Source organism: Mycobacterium sp. NGS15, from assembly GCF_059813245.1.
In genome coordinates, this window is the sequence record NZ_JCALEF010000003.1 from 147950 (window position 1) to 164280 (window position 16331).

The following is a 16331-nucleotide window of genomic DNA, read 5'->3' on the forward strand; positions in this document are numbered from 1 at the left end:
GTGAGCAGAGCACTGGCATGTGGTGTGTCCGCGGCCGTCGCGGTGGCCGGCATACTTGTTGCTTCACCTGCGCTTTCGGCCGCCGATCCAGCCTCCGAAACTCCTCCCAAGATTGTCGCTTTCCCGGGCATGTCGATTGTCCAGGGGGACAGCCGTTGCACTCTTGGCTACGTCGATCCGGCATCTCGGATCGGCCTTACGGCCGGCCACTGCAATGCCACCGGATCGGTTACCGACCTGGGCGGGAACCGTATCGGTGAGGTGCTGCTGATGAGCCGGAACCTGCCGACCGGCGGTGCGATCGGCCCCGGCGATGTCGTCTCCGACTACGAAGGCATCTCGTTCGCGCCCGGGGTGGAATTGAGCAGCATTCTGCCCAATGGGGTTGCGCTGCGGATGGCGCAGAACGCCGGGCCCGAGCCGGGGCTGCCGGTGTGTCTGATGGGATCGGTGTCCGGCGAGACCTGCGGCAAGGTCGACGCGATCAACAACGGTTGGTTCACCATGGCGGATATCGGTGGGCAACACGGTGATTCGGGCGCTCCGGTGTACACCATCACCCAGCCAGGCCAGGCCTTGCTGGTGGGTATCTACTCGCTGCGATGGGGCGGAAGGCCGGCGGCCATGTCCTGGTCGGCGATATCGGCTCAAATGCAGTCGCAGCTGGTACCGGAGATTCCGGCTGCCGGACCGGGTAACGGCGGTCCCGAGCTCCCCGCCGTCACTGCTGCGGCGACCGCCCCGGCCGCGTCCTAGGACACCCCGGCTCGTTTTCGCATTCGCATAGGGCGCATTGCGCTTTTCATTCTGGTACTGTGGCGCCGTTCTGGGGCCATTAATAAATTTGCTGAGCCTTCAGAAATTCCACAATGTCAATCATTGTGATCACACTGAATTTTGGAAGGTAGACATGAAGCGCATTGCCATTGCTCTCGCCGCGTTCGCGATAGCCATGGGGAGCGTCGGGTGTTCCGGAAGCGACGGTCAAGGTGGGAACATTGTTCGTATCGGCACGTCAGAGGCGGGGAAGGAATCCTGGGACGTCTTCGTCGATGAGGCGGGAAAGGCGGGAATCAAGCTCGTCACCACCAACTTCACCGACTACAGCCAGCCGAATGTGGCACTCACCCAAAAACAGATCGATGTGAATCTGTTTCAGCATTTACGTTTTCTAGCTGAATACAATGTTGCCGATAACGCAACACTCGCCCCGGTCGGCGCCACCTACATCGTGCCGCTCGGGCTCTATTCGCAGAAACACAAGACCCTCGCGGATATCCCACAAGGTGGACAGATCGCCATCCCCAACGATCCGCCCAATCAGGCACGCGCACTGCTCGTGTTGAAGGCGGCCGGGCTCATCACTCTCCAGGGTGGGCTGGTGACGCCAAGTGCCGCCGATATCGACAAGGGTGCCTCCAGGGTCACGGTGACGCTGGTGGACGCGGCGCAGACGCCGTTGTCGCTCAAGTCGGTCGATGGGGCCATCGTCAACAACACCTATCTGGCGCAGTCGAACATCGACCCCAAGAGCGCGCTCTACGCCGATGACCCGGCGAGTCCAGGCGCCGAGCCGTACATCAACGTTATCGTCGCGCGCGCCGAAGAGAAGGACAATCCGACGTACCAAAAACTGGTCGAGGTGTTCCATTCCCCGGCCGTCACCGAGGCATATGCCAAGGAGAGCAAGGGAACTCAACTGACGGTGACAAAGAGTGGCCCGGACTGCGCGTCGATCCTGGCGAGGATCGAGCAGCAGATCCGCAGCGAAAAATGATGACGGAAATGACCGGCGCGACATCGCTCATCCGGTTCGAGAACGTCAGCAAGACCTTTCGGGTGGGCAAGAAGACCGTGACCGCTGTTGACGATGTGTCGCTCGACATCGCTGCGGGTGACGTATTCGCGATGATCGGTTACTCGGGGGCTGGCAAGAGCACGCTGGTACGTCTCATCAACGGGCTGGAGCAACCCAGCTCTGGTCGCGTCGTCGTGGATGGAGCTGAGGTGAGCGCGCTGGGGGAGCGTGAACTGCGGCGTCTGCGCACCGATATCGGCATGATTTTTCAGCAGTTCAACCTCTTCCGGTCCCGAACCGTGGCGGGAAACATCGCGTATCCGCTGCGGGTGGCCGGATGGACCGCCGAGAAGCGCACGGCCAGGGTCGCCGAACTGCTGGAGTTCGTCGGATTGGGCGATAAGGCCAAGAGCTATCCCGATCAGCTCTCCGGCGGGCAGAAGCAACGTGTCGGCATCGCGCGGGCACTCGCGACATCACCGTCGATTCTGTTGGCCGATGAGGCCACCAGTGCGTTGGACCCCGAGACCACCGGCGACGTTCTGCAGCTGCTGCGCGCGGTCAACGATGAGTTCGGGGTGACCATCGTGGTGATCACCCACGAGATGGATGTGGTGCGTACCGTCGCGGACCGTGTCGCGGTCCTCGCCGACGGCAGGGTCGTCGAGACCGGAACCGTGTTCGACGTGTTCTCCGCCCCGCAGAGCGAGGCGGGTAAGCGCTTCGTCGGCACTGTCCTGCAGAACACCCCCAGCGCCGCAGACGTGGCACGAATAGTCCAGCGGCACAAGGGCAGCATCGTCTCGGTCGAGATCAGTGAGGGTGTGCAGATTGGCCCGGCGCTGGCCCGCGCCACCGGGCTCGGGGTGCACTTCGAGGTGGTGTACGGAGGTATCACCACGCTCCAGTCGCGTTCCTTCGGCAATCTCACTCTCGAACTCGAAGGGCCTGATGACCAAGTGGCGCAGATTATTTCGGATTTGTCGGCCGTGACAACCATCCAGTCGGTGAGGCGATGACGACGAATTGGGAGCGGCTGCGGCCGCAATTATTCGAGGCGTTCGGTGACACCCTGTACATGGTGTCGATCACCCTGGTGGTGGGCGGCCTCGTCGGTCTGGCGTTGGGAATGCTGCTGTACACCACTAGATCCGGCGGGCTGCTGCAGAACCGGGTGCTGCACACGCTCCTCAATGTGGTGGTCAACATCGTCCGGCCCATACCGTTCGTGGTGCTGATCGCTGCCCTGGGGCCGATCACGCTGGGGGTCGTGGGGACGACGATCGGCACTACGGCGGTGGTGTTCGTGATGATCGTCGCGGCCTCGTTCGCGATCGCCCGCATCGTCGAACAGAATCTGGTGACCATCGACCCCGGGGTCATCGAGGCGGCGCGCGCGGTCGGCGCCGGTCCGCTGCGCATCATCCTGACGCTACTGGTACCGGAAGCGTTGGGGCCCTTGATTCTCGGCTACACCTTTGTGCTGATCGGAATTGTCGACATGTCCGCGATGGCAGGATTGGTCGGCGGCGGCGGGCTGGGCGATTTCGCGATCGTGCAGGGGTACCAGCGCTTCAACTGGCAGGTGACAATCGTCTCGACCGTCATCATCATCGCGCTGGTCCAGGCGGCACAGTTCTTGGGAAATTATTTGGCGCGCAAGGCCCTTCGGCGATAGTCAGGCAGGGGGTGCCGGTACGGGCGGTGCCGCCGCCGGCGCAGGGGGTGCGCCGGGTGCGGGTGGAGCGCCCTCGGGTGCCTCGGGCGGGGTCCAATGCCACTGGTCTGGGGCCGGCCCCTGGGAGTCATCCCCCAGGCCGGGGATGCGTGTTCCGGGAGGTGGGGCAGTGCCGGGCAACGGCTGGTTGAGCGATTCCTTGGTTCCCCGGCCCACGATGCCGCCGCGCCATTGGCCGTCCTGAACACCGCGCACGAGCCGTCCCAGGTAGTCGCGGCCCGAGATGTCGGCGTTCTCTTCTCCGGGGTTCACGCCATAGATCTCGCCCTTGCCGGGCTCGGCGGGCTGCAGATTCTGCGGCAGCAGGTACTGGTTGTTCAGTGCCCTGGTGTTCGGGGTGATGACGGGAGCCTCGGCGCCAGGAGCGGCCGGTGCCGCCGGTACTGGGTTCTGGCCAATCAGATTGGGGTTACCGACGATCGCGAGGTTGGTGGGTATGCCGCCGGGACCCTGTTCGGTTCCGGACAGGGCGAGTGGGTTGCCGATCTGCGACGGCGGCGGTGGTTCCGGCGGACCGGGAGGGGGAGGTGCGGCCGCGGGTGCAGGCGCTGGGTCTGGTTCCCCGGGATCGCCGGCGGCGGTGGCCGCCGAGGCCAGCAGCGCGCTGGCGGCCAGAGCCGCAGCCACCCCGATCTTCACGATGGACGGACGATCGGGGTTCCTCATGGCTGCGCCTCCTCTGTACTGAATGTGGTTCGGACGGTCCGGCTAGACGGTCTTCGTGACGCCGTAGTAGGCGACGATGTCGTCGTTGTCCTTGGACGAGCTGGTCAGCACGGCATACGAACGCAGGAAAGACTGTCCGATGCAGCCGTCGATCTTGATGTGCACGTCCTTGAGAGTGATGCGCACTTCGCTGCCCTTGTACTTCTTCTTGTCGACAGAGACGTTGATGACCTCACCGGGCTGGGGGTGCACCTCGATCTGGCCCTGAATGGGCATACCGAGGCTGGTGAGACCGGCTGTACCCAGGCCCGCGTTGAGGCCGATCGAGCCATTCAGCTTGACGGTGTTCAGGCTGATGCCGCAACCAATCTGGTAGCCGGCTTCCAGGGTGCCGCCGGACAGCTTGCTGCTGCCGCCGCCTTTCGCCGAGCCGGTGAAGGTGCCACCGGCGAGGTACTCACGGGAGGAGGTGGCGGTGGTCAGCGGTGGGATGGGCAACTGGGTCTCATCCTTGGCACCCACGGTGAGTATCCAGCCGTCGGGCGTCTTGACGATGCCCGGATCCTCGGAGCCGACAACGCCATTGTCGGGCGGCGGGCCGTCTGCGGGAGGTGGGGCGTCGGCCACGGGCTGCACGGGTGGCGGGTCGTCTGGGTCCGCCAGTGCGAGCGGCGCCGATGCGGCGAGTGCGCACGCGGCGGTCAGGGTGACGAGACTCTTGAGCATGGGAGTGAGGCCTCTCGTGGTCTTTTGCGTGGGGGTGGCTGTAAGCGTGTGGGGCATCGACGTCAGACGGCCTTGGTGATACCCATGTAGGTGACCACGTCATCGGTGTTTTCCGTGGAGCTGGTGAAGGTCGCGTATGACCGGATGAAGGACTGACCGACGCAGCCGTCGATCTTGATACGGAATCCGGTGATGGTGGTGCGCGTGGTGGTGCCCTCGAAGGCCTTCTTATTGACCGGAACAATGGTCACCGTACCGGGCTTGAGGCCGACCTTGATCTGACCGACGATGCCGGCGCTGGCGCTGGGGACACCCGCCATGCTGATCGACGGCTGGAGGCTGACACCACCCATGAGCTCCACGGGACCACCGGTGATACCGCAGCCGATCTGGTATCCGGCCTCGAGCGTTCCACCGGCGAGCTTGGTCTTGCCCGAACCCTTCACTCCACCGATGAATGTGCCACCGACGATGTACTCGCGTGAGGACAGCGCCGTGGTCAAAGGCGCGACCGGCAGCAGGCTTTCGTCCTTAGCGGCGACGGCGAGGATCCAGCCGTCCGGGGTAGGCAAGGTTCCGGGCTCTGCCGAGGGCATCGCGCCGGTGTCGACGGGCGGGGGCGGCGGTGCGTCGGCCACCGGCTGGACTGGGGCCGGATCATCACCGGGTTCTGCCAGGGCGAGGGGCGCCGAAGCAGCAAGCGCGCAGACTGCAGTCAGAGTGACAAGACTTTTCAGCATGGTGCGGTAGCGCCTCTCAATTGTTGGTGATGTCCGTGTGACTTCTGTGAGGAAGCTGTCCCGACGAATGTTGGGGGTGCTGTGTTTCCAAAGGGTGAATGGACGGACAACAGTTATCGCCCAATGTCTATCCATTTCGTACGTCGGTACACACCGTTCCAACCGCGATGATTTGAAACGCGAAAAGCCTTCTGCCTCGGCGATTGTGACGAAAACCACTGGTGTCGCTGCCGTCTGGATGAGACAGTTTGGGACTACCGGGTAGGGGTATCTAGCACACTTTTCAACGGTCAGTCGAATTCCTCTTCGTATGCCAGTTGTTCAACAGTCGTTCAGACTCGTGACAATTCCGCAACTCACTATCGGGTATTGGTGCTGTCATACCGCGACGCCGTATGGAATTACCGGTACGGTCACGGCCGAACAGCACCAGAGAATCTGGAGAGGAATTGATGAGGCCACTACATCTCTGTCGGAAGGCGGCGGTGCCGTCGCTGCTGGCGATCGGCATGGGACTGGCGACGCTTCCTGTGGCGTATGCCGAACCAGATGGCCAAGATCAGGCGGAACAGCCGGCGCAGCAGACCGTGCAGGCGCCCGGCCCCGCGGTGGTGTCCGCACCCGCACCGACCTCCGATAGCGCAACCCCGGCGGCCGTCGAGGCGTGCGCGAAGTTCGCGACGGCACTCGACTACGCGGCGACGAACTATTCCGACTTCGCCGAGAACCTGGCCGGCATGGAAGGCAACTACAGCGACGCCTACGTGTCGTCGAGCAATGGAACTGGCCGCAGTGCTCTCCGTGAGGCCGCGACCTTTGCCAATGAGGCGGCGAGCACCCCGGAGCTGGACCCGGCGATCGCCGATCCGATGCGCTCGTGGGCGACGAACGCGAACAAGCTGATGATCCTCATGGGTGTGCGTGCCCCGGTCGATGGTGTGAACGGCAAGGCGAACGACCTGAACACCGATGCGCAGAAGGTCCAGATGGCCTGCGCCCAGGCAGGGACGCACGCCTAGCACGGCGGCCGGCGCCCTACTCTTGTTCCATGTTCACCGGAATCGTTGAGGAGCTTGGCGAGATTCTGGGTAGAGAAGATCTTGGCGACTCTGCCCGTCTCACCGTGCTTGGCCCGCTCGTTGTCGAGGATGCGAAACATGGCGATTCGATCGCCGTCAACGGCGTATGCCTCACGGTGGTCGACGTGGGACCTGGCGGAGTTTTCACCACCGACGTCATGGGAGAGACGCTGTCGCGATCGAGCCTGGACAAGATTGTGACCGGTACAAAGGTCAATCTGGAGCGCGCGGCCGCAGTGAACAGCCGGCTCGGTGGGCACATCGTGCAGGGGCATGTTGATGGCACCGGAGAGGTGCTCGCCCGTACCCCGTCAGAGAACTGGGAGGTCGTGCGCGTCTCACTGCCGGAGGCGGTGGCCCGTTACGTGGTCCACAAGGGCTCGATCACGGTGGACGGGGTGTCGCTGACCGTGTCGGGACTGGGGCCGGACTGGTTCGAGGTATCGCTCATTCCGACCACGTTGGGTTTGACGACGCTCGGATCGGCTGCGGCGGGCACGACGGTGAATCTCGAGGTGGATGTCATCGCCAAGTACGTCGAACGCCTGCTCGAACACCGTTCTTAGTCCCTTGGTTCCGCTGAGTGAACAGCGCTCGAACCATTGAATTCCCGGTGGTTCATAATTGAGTTGCCCACATGCCCCTAACGAGAGTGGTCCCCATGACCAGGTTGGACAGCATCGAACGCGCTGTCGCCGATATCGCCGCCGGTAAGGCCATCGTCGTCGTCGACGATGAGGATCGGGAGAACGAAGGCGATCTGATATTCGCCGCGGAGAAGGCCACCCCGGAATTGGTGGCGTTTATGGTGCGGTACACGTCGGGGTACCTCTGTGTGCCGCTGGCCGGGGAGGACTGCGACCGGCTCGGGCTGCTGCCCCAGTACGCGGTGAATCAGGACAAGCACGGCACCGCATACACCGTCACCGTCGACGCGAAAAACGGTATCGGGACCGGTATTTCGGCCTCTGATCGCGCGGCGACGATGAGGCTCTTGGCTGATGCAGCGAGCGCCCCCAATGACTTCACCAAGCCCGGCCACGTTGTTCCGTTGCGCGCCAAGGAAGGTGGAGTGCTGCGGCGCCCCGGCCACACCGAGGCCTCGGTCGACCTGGCCAAGCTGGCGGGGCTGCGGCCCGCGGCGGTGATCTGCGAGATCGTCAGCCAGAAGGACGAAGGTGCGATGGCGCAGACCGAGGAGTTGCGGGTCTTCGCCGATGAGCACAACCTCGCACTGGTCTCGATCGCCGACCTGATCGAGTGGCGCCGCAAGCACGAGAAGCATGTGGAGCGGATCGCCGAGGCGCGGATCCCTACCCAGCACGGCGAGTTTCGTGCGGTGGGTTACACGAGTATCTACGACGACGTCGAGCACGTGGCGCTGGTCCTCGGGGACATCTCCGGACCTGACGGCGACGGAAATGATGTGTTGGTGCGGGTGCACTCCGAATGCCTGACTGGCGATGTATTCGGTTCGCGCCGTTGTGATTGCGGTCCGCAGCTGGACGCCGCGATGGAGATGGTGGCCAAGGAGGGTCGTGGCATCGTGCTGTACATGCGCGGCCACGAGGGGCGCGGTATCGGACTGATGCACAAGCTGCAGGCCTACCAGCTGCAGGATGCCGGGGAGGACACCGTGGATGCGAACCTTAAGCTCGGCTTGCCTGCTGACGCACGTGACTATGGTTTGGGCGCACAGATTTTGGTCGACCTGGGCGTGAAGTCCATGCGGCTGCTGACCAATAACCCCGCCAAGCGTGTGGGATTGGACGGCTATGGGCTGCACATCATCGAGCGAGTGCCGCTGCCGGTGCGTGCCAACTCGGAGAACATCCGATACCTGCGCACCAAACGGGACCGGATGGGGCACGACCTGGCTGATCTCGATGATCATCCCGAGGCAGACGGCGCGTGAGCGGCGATGGCATCCCGTCGCTGAAAGTCGGTGACGCATCTGGGCTTAGCGTGGCGATAGTGGCCAGTACGTGGCATGACCAGATCTGCACCGCACTCTTGGACGGCGCCAAGCGTGTCGCCGCCGACGCGGGTATCGACCGTCCGACTGTGGTGCGGGTTCTCGGCGCCATCGAGATACCAGTGGTGGCGCAGGCCCTCGCCCGCACGCACGACGCCGTTGTCGCGCTCGGGGTTGTGATCCAAGGCCAGACACCGCATTTCACCTATGTCTGCGATGCGGTGACCACCGGGCTGACTCGTGTTTCGCTGGATACCAGCACACCAGTTGCCAATGGGGTGTTGACCGTGAACAACGAGCAGCAGGCCCTCGACCGTGCCGGCCTGCCTGGGTCCTCGGAGGACAAGGGCGCTCAGGCAGCGGCGGCCGCACTGGATACCGCGCTCACCCTGCGTCGGCTCCGTCAGCCCTGGACCGAGGCGTGACCGAATCGCCGCGCGACGGCGAATGGGAACTCGTCCTTAAACCGCATCTGTCGCCGTACTTTGTATACGCGGCCGCGTTCGTCATCGCGGCCGCGCATGTCGCGGTGGGTCTGCTGCTGAAGATCTCGCCCAATAGTGGCGTGATCTTCAAGACGTCCGACCAGGTCGGAATCGCTCTGGTGGGCTTCGTCATCGCCGGCGTGGTCCTCATGTTCGCCCGCCCTCGGGTACGCGCCGGTGCGGCGGGCATCGAGGTGCGCAACGTGTTGGGTCCCAAGCTCATTCCTTGGACAGAGGTAGTTGGCGTCTCATTTCCGGCAGGTGCGCAATGGGCGCGGCTGGACCTGGACGACTACGAGTACGAGCCGCTCATGGCCATTCAGACAGTTGATAAGCAGCGTGCTGTCGACGCGATGGACGCGCTGCGGGGATTGGTCGTCAAGTACACGGATCAGTCAACGGCCTAGCCGGTGGCCGGCTATCTCGCCCAGTTTCCCTTCCTGGCGGCGATGTCGACGTATCGTGTGAATATCGACCGTGCCTGCGACTATGGCCAGGGCAGAGAGCTTGGAGACCGTGGCGACTACGAGAAGTGCAACGCGCCGCGGGGCTGTCCGCGCATCGTTGGCGTCCGTACGTGACGCGCACGACCTCTTCGTGGCGGGTCACGTAGATGGTTCGTATCTCGAGTCGGTACCTCTGCCGCGTCTCGTGACCGACAGCTGGCAGCGGAGCCTGGCCACCGGGGTCGATCCCGACCGTGGGCCCGGTGAAGCGGCCGCCGCGACGCGCCTGACCGAACTGCGCAGCAGCCATCCCCTCGCCGGTGCGTTACCAGTCATCCGTCGGCTGCTGGTGGACCACGCCATCGACTCGGGCGTGCTGGTGGGGGTCACCGCTGCCGACGGCGCACTGCTTTGGGTAGAAGGTGACCCTGGCGCGGGGCGCAAGGCGGCCACGATGAACTTCGTGCCCGGTGCCGACTGGAGTGAGCGGGCGGTGGGCACCAACGCCCCGGGTACCGCCCTCGCGCTGGATCGAGAGGTGCAGATCCGTGGCAGCGAGCACTTCTGCAGGCTGGTCCGGCCGTGGTCGTGCACCGCAGTGCCGATACATGACCCGCGGACCGGATTAGCCTTGGGAAGTATCGATCTCACGGGCGGTTCGGCCGTCGCCTCGGCACAGACCCTGGCGTTGGTGCGTGCAACGGCGGTTGCCGTCGAGCATTTCATCGCCTTGAACTACCCGCAGCGCGGGCACCCGGACAGCGATACCGAACCGAGACTGACCTTGCTCGGCGCTGACCGCCCGGTTCTGCACACCGGTGACGGCCAGCATCGGATACGCGCGCACCGGCTGTCCGGTCGCCATGCCGAGATCATGGCGCTGTTGCTGCGTCACCCCGAGGGGTTGAGCGCCGACCACCTGGCGATGCTGCTCGACGAAAACGATCTCGACGTCGTCACCATCCGCGCGGAAATGTCGCGACTGCGCCGCATCGTGGGAGACGAGTTGATCGTGTCCCGGCCCTACCGGCTGACTACTCAGGTAGGAAGCGATATGGGTGACGTCTTCGCCGCTCTTCGAGCCGGGGATATTGCCAGGGTAATCGACTGCTATTCGGGCCAGCTGCTGCCGCGTTCCGCGGCCCCGGCCATTGGGAGACTGCGCCTGGAGCTGAGCGCGAGCGTTCGCGGCGCCGTACTTGCCGATGGCGATCTGCACCTGCTGCGCCGTTGGCTGGATCTTCCGGAGGCGCGCGATGACCGTGAGGGGTGGCAGGCGCTGCACGATCATCACGGCGCGGGCGTGCTCATCCAGTCTGAAGCCCGCGGCCACCTCATTGCGCTGGATTCCGATCTCGCCTGAACACTGCCGCCGCCGCACGAAAAGTTGCAACCGTGCTGCAACGGGCCAAAACCTACCTTCAGTGATTACCGACACATTTGTTGTCTTGAAGGCAGGAGACCACCGTGACTGTTTATGCCCGCCCGGGTGCGCAGGGAGCGCTGATGACGTTCGCGTCCCGCTACGGGAATTTCATTGGCGGACAATGGGTCCCTCCGGCACAGGGGCGATACTTCGAGAACCGCACGCCGGTGACGGGGGAGGTGTTCTGCGAGATCCCGCGCTCCGGTGAGGCCGATGTCGAGAAGGCCCTCGATGCCGCACACGCCGCAGCGGCGGGCTGGGCCAAGACCTCACCGGCCGATCGGGCTCTCATCCTCAACAGGATCGCCGACCGGATGGAATCCAACCTGGAGTCCATCGCCGTTGCCGAGTCGTGGGACAACGGTAAGCCCATCCGCGAAACCCTGAACGCTGACATCCCACTGGCCGTCGATCATTTCCGATACTTCGCCGGTGTCCTTCGGGCGCAAGAGGGTTCGTTATCGCAGATCGACGAGGACACCGTCGCCTATCACTTTCACGAGCCTCTCGGTGTGGTCGGGCAGATCATTCCGTGGAACTTCCCGCTCTTGATGGCCAGTTGGAAACTCGCCCCGGCCATCGCCGCCGGCAACACGGTGGTACTCAAGCCCGCCGAACAAACCCCCGCCTCGATCCTGTACCTGTTCTCGCTCATCGGCGATCTCCTGCCACCCGGCGTCGTGAATATCGTCAACGGGTTCGGGGTGGAGGCGGGAAAGCCGTTGGCCTCCAGCAGCCGGATCGCCAAGATCGCGTTCACCGGTGAAACGGGCACGGGCCGGTTGATCATGCAGTGCGCCAGCCAAAACCTGATCCCGGTGACACTGGAGCTCGGTGGCAAGAGCCCCAACCTCTTCTTCTCTGATGTGATGGCGGCCGGTGACGACTTCCAGGACAAGGCCCTGGAAGGGTTCACGATGTTCGCGTTCAACCAGGGCGAGGTGTGCACCTGTCCTTCGCGGAGCGTGATTCAGGCCGATATCTTCGACGAGTTCCTGGAACTGGCCGCCATCCGCACCAAGGCCATCCGCCAGGGCGACCCGCTGGACACCGAGACAATGATGGGGGCACAGGCTTCCCATGAGCAGCTCGAGAAGATCATGTCTTACATCGACATCGGTAAATCCGAAGGGGCACGGCTGGTTACCGGCGGTGAGCGCGCGGAACTCGATGGTGACCTGTCGGGCGGCTACTACGTGACACCGACGGTCTTCGCCGGCACCAACTCGATGAGAATCTTCCAGGAGGAGATTTTCGGGCCGGTACTGGCTGTGACCTCGTTCGCCGACTACGACGACGCCATCGCCATTGCCAACGACACTCCCTACGGGCTGGGTGCGGGAGTGTGGAGCCGAAACGGCAATGTCGCCTACCGCGCCGGGCGTGACATCAAGGCGGGCCGCGTGTGGACCAACTGCTATCACCAGTACCCCGCGCACGCCGCGTTCGGCGGTTACAAGCGGTCCGGCATCGGCCGCGAGAACCACAAGATGATGCTCGATCACTACCAGCAGACCAAGAACCTGCTGGTGTCCTACAGCTCGAAGGCGCAGGGATTCTTCTGACCATCGCCATCGGCGATATCACCTGAAAGCGACGTCACCTCACTGAATTGATCTGCGGAGAGCAAGGAAACGATATATGGCGACCACCAAGCACGGCCACGTCGAGGAGCATCTCGAGAGCGCGGACTATTTGCGCAAACGCCAACTCAGACCGGGGAGCGCGGGTTGGCTGCTGCTGGCCGGCCTCGGGGTGAGTTATGTGGTGTCCGGCGACTATTCGGGCTGGAACTTCGGCCTCGGCCACGGCGGGTTCGGTGGACTGGCGATCGCCACCGTGGTGATCGCGGGCATGTATTTGGCGCTGGTGCTCGGTATGGCAGAGCTGTCTTCGGCACTGCCGACGGCGGGGGGCGGGTACACGTTTGCGCGCCGTGCACTTGGCCCGTGGGGGGGATTCGCAACGGGCACCGCAATTCTCATCGAGTACTCGATCGCGCCGGCGGCCATCGCCACCTTCATCGGCGCATACGTCCAGTCGCTGGGGCTGTTCGGCATCACCAACGGGTGGTGGGTATACCTGGCCGCCTATGCCGTCTTCATCGGCATTCATCTGTCGGGTGTCGGTGAGGCGCTGAAGGTGATGTTCGCCATCACCGCGATTGCGTTGGTGGGCCTGTTGATCTTCGCGGTCGCCGCTGCAGGCCATTTCGACATTCACAATCTGACCAATATCGCGGTGGACGAAGGTGCCGCGGGAGCTTCGAGCATCCTGCCACATGGCTACCTGGGAATCTGGGCTGCGATCCCGTTCGCCATCTGGTTCTTCCTCGCTGTCGAGGGTGTTCCGCTGGCGGCTGAGGAGACGGCCAATCCGGAACGCAATGTGCCGCGCGGGATCATCGCGGCGATCGGTGTGCTGCTGGTGACCTGTGCGATAGCGCTGGTGCTGACCACCGGCGCCGGTGGCGCGGAACAGATGTCGGATTCAGGCAATCCGCTGGTCGAGGCGCTTGGTCACGGCACCGCCGCCAAGTTGGTCAACTACATCGGGTTGGCCGGGCTTATCGCGAGCTTCTTCTCGATTGTCTACGCGTATTCACGTCAGCTGTTCGCGCTGTCTCGCGCGGGCTATCTGCCGACGGTTCTCTCGGTGACCAACTCCCGCAAGGCGCCGACCCTGGCGCTGGTGGTCCCGGGCATCATCGGATTCGCGTTGTCGTTGACAGGGCACGGTGACTTGCTGCTGAACATGGCGGTCTTCGGAGCTGCGCTGAGTTACGTGTTGATGATGGTCAGCCACATTGTGCTGCGGGTACATGAGCCGAATATGCAGCGCCCGTACCGGACCCCGGGCGGCATCGCCACGACCGGCTTCGCTTTGGTGGTCGCGGTGCTGGCGGTCATCGCGACATTCCTGGTCAACCCGGTGGCGGCAAGCCTCTGTCTGGCCGTGTTCGCGGCGTTCATGCTGTACTTCGCCCTCTACAGCCGCCATCGCCTGGTGGCGAACTCGCCGGACGAAGAGTTCGCGATGCTGGCGGAGGCGGAAAGCGAGCTTACGTGAAGTACCGGCAACAGATTGCGGGGGTGAGCCACAGCTTCGACGGACTCGTGGATGTGATGGCCAAGGCGACGCCGCTGCGGTCGGGTGACCAGCTCGCCGGCTGCGCAGCAGACTCCGATGCCGAACGGGCAGCTGCGGCATGGGTTCTCGCAGATCTTCCGCTAGACATCTTTCTCAACGAAGCGATGGTGCCCTATGAAACCGATGAAGTCACCAGACTGATCATCGACAGCCACGATCGCCGGGCCTACGCTGCCATCGCGCATCTTACGGTCGGCGGCTTTCGGGACTGGTTACTGGAAAACGCTTCCCGTGATGACGGCGCTCAGCGGATCGCCGCCGTCTCCGCCGGAATCACTCCAGAGATGGCGGCGGCGGTGAGCAAGATCATGCGCAATCAAGATTTGGTCGCTGTGGGAGCAGCCATGCACGTGAGCGCGGCTTTCCGCACCACCATTGGCCGCAAGGGCACGCTGGCCACCCGGCTGCAGCCGAATCACCCCACCGACGATCCCCGTGGTGTCGCCGCTGCCGTGCTGGACGGGCTACTTCTGGGATGCGGCGACGCCGTCATCGGCATCAACCCGGCGACCGATTCACCGCATGCCACATCGGATCTGCTTCACCTACTCGACTCCATCAGAGCGCGCTACGACATCCCCACCCAGTCATGCGTTCTCTCGCACATCACCACGACGATCGGACTGATCGAACGGGGCGCGCCGGTGGACTTGACGTTCCAATCGATCGCAGGCACCGAGGGCGCGAATTCCGCTTTCGGAGTGAACATTGCGCTGCTGCGCGAGGGCCGAGATGCGACCCGGGCCCTGCGACGAGGGACCGTTGGGGACAACGTCATGTACCTCGAAACCGGACAAGGATCGGCGTTGAGCTCGCACGCCCATATGGGCGCTGGCGGCAAACCCGTTGACCAGCAGACATTAGAGGCCCGCGCCTACGCGGTGGCGCGCGATCTAGAGCCCTTCTTGGTCAACACCGTCGTCGGATTCATTGGGCCGGAATACCTCTACGACGGTAAGCAGATCGTCCGTGCCGGACTGGAGGATCACTTCTGCGGCAAGCTACTTGGCCTGCCGATGGGTGTCGATGTCTGCTACACCAATCACGCCGAGGCCGACCAGAACGACATGGACACACTGCTGATCCTGCTTGCCGCAGCGGGAGTCGCGTTTGTCATCACCGTTCCCGGCGCCGACGACGTCATGCTCGGCTATCAGAGTCTGTCGTTTCACGATGTCTTGCAGGCGCGCCGGACGCTGGGACTGCGGCCTGCGCCCGAGTTCGAGCAGTGGTTGCACGCTATCGGAATGATCGACGAAGGTGGCCGGCTCACACCATTCGACGCGGCGAGTTCGCCACTGCGTGCACTGACCACACCGGACACTCGATGAACACCGGTGATGTGGCCCGGCAACAGTTTTGGAAAGAACTCCGGGTAAATACCCAAGCCCGGATCGGTCTGGAACGGGCGGGCAATGCACTGCATACCCGGGATGTGCTGGACTTGGCGGCTGCCCACGCGGCCGCCCGCGATGCGGTCCATGTGCCGCTGGATACCGAGCGCCTTACTGCCGAAGTCGGCGGTATTGGGCTGGGCATGCCCACCGTGGTCACCAGCCAAGTGAGTTCGCGCGCCGAGTATTTGCGTAGACCTGACCTCGGACGGTTGCCCGCCGATTTGTCTGCGGTGCCACGCGGCGCGGCGGATATCGGTTTTGTCCTCGCCGATGGACTGTCACCGACGGCACTCATGCGCCATGGCGTCCCGCTGGTTCGCGAACTCGTCCTGCGGTTCGGCGGCTTATACACGCTGGCCACGCCCGTGATCGCCACGCAGGCCCGGGTAGCGCTGGGCGATCACATCGCGGCGCAGGGGCGGTACCGCACACTGATCGTCATCATCGGTGAGCGGCCCGGGCTCAGCGTCGTCGACAGTCTCGGTATCTATGTCACGCATCGACCGCGGCCGGGTCGTACTGACGCCGATCGCAACTGCATTTCCAACATCCACCCACCCGACGGGCTCAGTTACCGGGAGGCCGCGCACATCGCAACGAGTTTGGTCCGCGGTGCGCGCCTGCTGGGCCGTTCCGGCGTGTCACTCAAGGACACCTCACGCGCCGGCGCGATCGACGATGGCGGCCACAGCGAGCTGTGCTGAC

General features: G+C 63.8%; 17 protein-coding genes. 14 read left to right on the forward strand and 3 right to left on the reverse strand.

What is annotated here, in order from left to right; all coding sequences use genetic code 11:
- Positions 1 to 24: 24 nt before the first annotated feature.
- The 4 genes from AC5Y5C_RS08380 to AC5Y5C_RS08395 all read left to right on the forward strand — a co-directional run bounded on the left by AC5Y5C_RS08380 (position 25) and on the right by AC5Y5C_RS08395 (position 3476).
- Positions 25 to 756 carry an Rv1815 family serine proteinase gene (locus AC5Y5C_RS08380; RefSeq protein ID WP_499971789.1) on the forward strand — a complete coding sequence of 244 codons (732 nt, stop codon included), beginning with the start codon at positions 25 to 27 and terminating at the stop codon, positions 754 to 756.
- A 154-nt stretch (positions 757 to 910) separates the two neighbouring features.
- Complete coding sequence (locus tag AC5Y5C_RS08385) at positions 911 to 1777, forward strand: MetQ/NlpA family ABC transporter substrate-binding protein (RefSeq protein WP_499971791.1); 867 nt, start codon at positions 911 to 913, stop codon at positions 1775 to 1777.
- 8 nt (positions 1778 to 1785) lie between these two features.
- The gene (locus tag AC5Y5C_RS08390) at positions 1786 to 2817 is read left to right on the forward strand and encodes a methionine ABC transporter ATP-binding protein (protein WP_499970931.1); all 1032 of its coding nucleotides are present in this window, start codon (positions 1786 to 1788) and stop codon (positions 2815 to 2817) included.
- Complete coding sequence (locus AC5Y5C_RS08395; RefSeq protein WP_499970933.1) at positions 2814 to 3476, forward strand: methionine ABC transporter permease; 663 nt, start codon at positions 2814 to 2816, stop codon at positions 3474 to 3476. The genes AC5Y5C_RS08390 and AC5Y5C_RS08395 overlap by 4 nt, the downstream gene beginning before the upstream one ends.
- Here the strand turns inward: AC5Y5C_RS08395 and AC5Y5C_RS08400 are convergent, their stop codons facing one another.
- The 3 genes from AC5Y5C_RS08400 to AC5Y5C_RS08410 all read right to left on the reverse strand — a co-directional run bounded on the left by AC5Y5C_RS08400 (position 3477) and on the right by AC5Y5C_RS08410 (position 5668).
- Positions 3477 to 4202: a hypothetical protein gene (locus AC5Y5C_RS08400; protein WP_499970934.1), complete on the reverse strand. Its 726-nt coding sequence runs from the start codon at positions 4200 to 4202 to the stop codon at positions 3477 to 3479.
- 42 nt (positions 4203 to 4244) lie between these two features.
- Entirely contained in the window at positions 4245 to 4928 is a 684-nt protein-coding gene (locus AC5Y5C_RS08405) for an MspA family porin (RefSeq protein WP_499970936.1), read from the reverse strand.
- A gap of 62 nt (positions 4929 to 4990) precedes the next feature.
- Entirely contained in the window at positions 4991 to 5668 is a 678-nt protein-coding gene (locus AC5Y5C_RS08410) for an MspA family porin (RefSeq protein ID WP_078329828.1), read from the reverse strand.
- 485 nt (positions 5669 to 6153) lie between these two features.
- Between AC5Y5C_RS08410 and AC5Y5C_RS08415 the strand changes: the two genes are divergently transcribed.
- The 10 genes from AC5Y5C_RS08415 to eutC all read left to right on the forward strand — a co-directional run bounded on the left by AC5Y5C_RS08415 (position 6154) and on the right by eutC (position 16330).
- Positions 6154 to 6687: an Rv2240c family protein gene (locus AC5Y5C_RS08415; protein WP_499970937.1), complete on the forward strand. Its 534-nt coding sequence runs from the start codon at positions 6154 to 6156 to the stop codon at positions 6685 to 6687.
- A 29-nt stretch (positions 6688 to 6716) separates the two neighbouring features.
- Positions 6717 to 7313, forward strand: a complete 597-nt coding sequence (locus tag AC5Y5C_RS08420; RefSeq protein WP_499970939.1) for a riboflavin synthase — start codon at positions 6717 to 6719, stop codon at positions 7311 to 7313.
- Positions 7314 to 7408: 95 nt separating this feature from the next.
- The gene (locus AC5Y5C_RS08425) at positions 7409 to 8662 is read left to right on the forward strand and encodes a bifunctional 3,4-dihydroxy-2-butanone-4-phosphate synthase/GTP cyclohydrolase II (protein WP_499970940.1); all 1254 of its coding nucleotides are present in this window, start codon (positions 7409 to 7411) and stop codon (positions 8660 to 8662) included.
- The gene (ribH, locus tag AC5Y5C_RS08430; RefSeq protein WP_078295696.1) at positions 8659 to 9147 is read left to right on the forward strand and encodes a 6,7-dimethyl-8-ribityllumazine synthase; all 489 of its coding nucleotides are present in this window, start codon (positions 8659 to 8661) and stop codon (positions 9145 to 9147) included. The genes AC5Y5C_RS08425 and ribH overlap by 4 nt, the downstream gene beginning before the upstream one ends.
- Positions 9144 to 9614, forward strand: a complete 471-nt coding sequence (locus AC5Y5C_RS08435) for a PH domain-containing protein (RefSeq protein ID WP_499970942.1) — start codon at positions 9144 to 9146, stop codon at positions 9612 to 9614. Before ribH ends, AC5Y5C_RS08435 begins: the two co-directional genes overlap by 4 nt.
- 109 nt (positions 9615 to 9723) lie before the next feature.
- The gene (locus AC5Y5C_RS08440; RefSeq protein WP_499970944.1) at positions 9724 to 11016 is read left to right on the forward strand and encodes a helix-turn-helix domain-containing protein; all 1293 of its coding nucleotides are present in this window, start codon (positions 9724 to 9726) and stop codon (positions 11014 to 11016) included.
- 104 nt (positions 11017 to 11120) lie between these two features.
- The gene (gene exaC / locus AC5Y5C_RS08445; RefSeq protein WP_499970946.1) at positions 11121 to 12644 is read left to right on the forward strand and encodes an acetaldehyde dehydrogenase ExaC; all 1524 of its coding nucleotides are present in this window, start codon (positions 11121 to 11123) and stop codon (positions 12642 to 12644) included.
- Positions 12645 to 12720: 76 nt separating this feature from the next.
- The gene (gene eat, locus AC5Y5C_RS08450) at positions 12721 to 14148 is read left to right on the forward strand and encodes an ethanolamine permease (protein WP_499970948.1); all 1428 of its coding nucleotides are present in this window, start codon (positions 12721 to 12723) and stop codon (positions 14146 to 14148) included.
- Entirely contained in the window at positions 14145 to 15560 is a 1416-nt protein-coding gene (locus tag AC5Y5C_RS08455) for an ethanolamine ammonia-lyase subunit EutB (RefSeq protein ID WP_499970949.1), read from the forward strand. The genes eat and AC5Y5C_RS08455 overlap by 4 nt, the downstream gene beginning before the upstream one ends.
- Positions 15557 to 16330 carry an ethanolamine ammonia-lyase subunit EutC gene (gene eutC / locus AC5Y5C_RS08460; protein WP_499970951.1) on the forward strand — a complete coding sequence of 258 codons (774 nt, stop codon included), beginning with the start codon at positions 15557 to 15559 and terminating at the stop codon, positions 16328 to 16330. The genes AC5Y5C_RS08455 and eutC overlap by 4 nt, the downstream gene beginning before the upstream one ends.
- Position 16331: the final 1 nt, after the last annotated feature.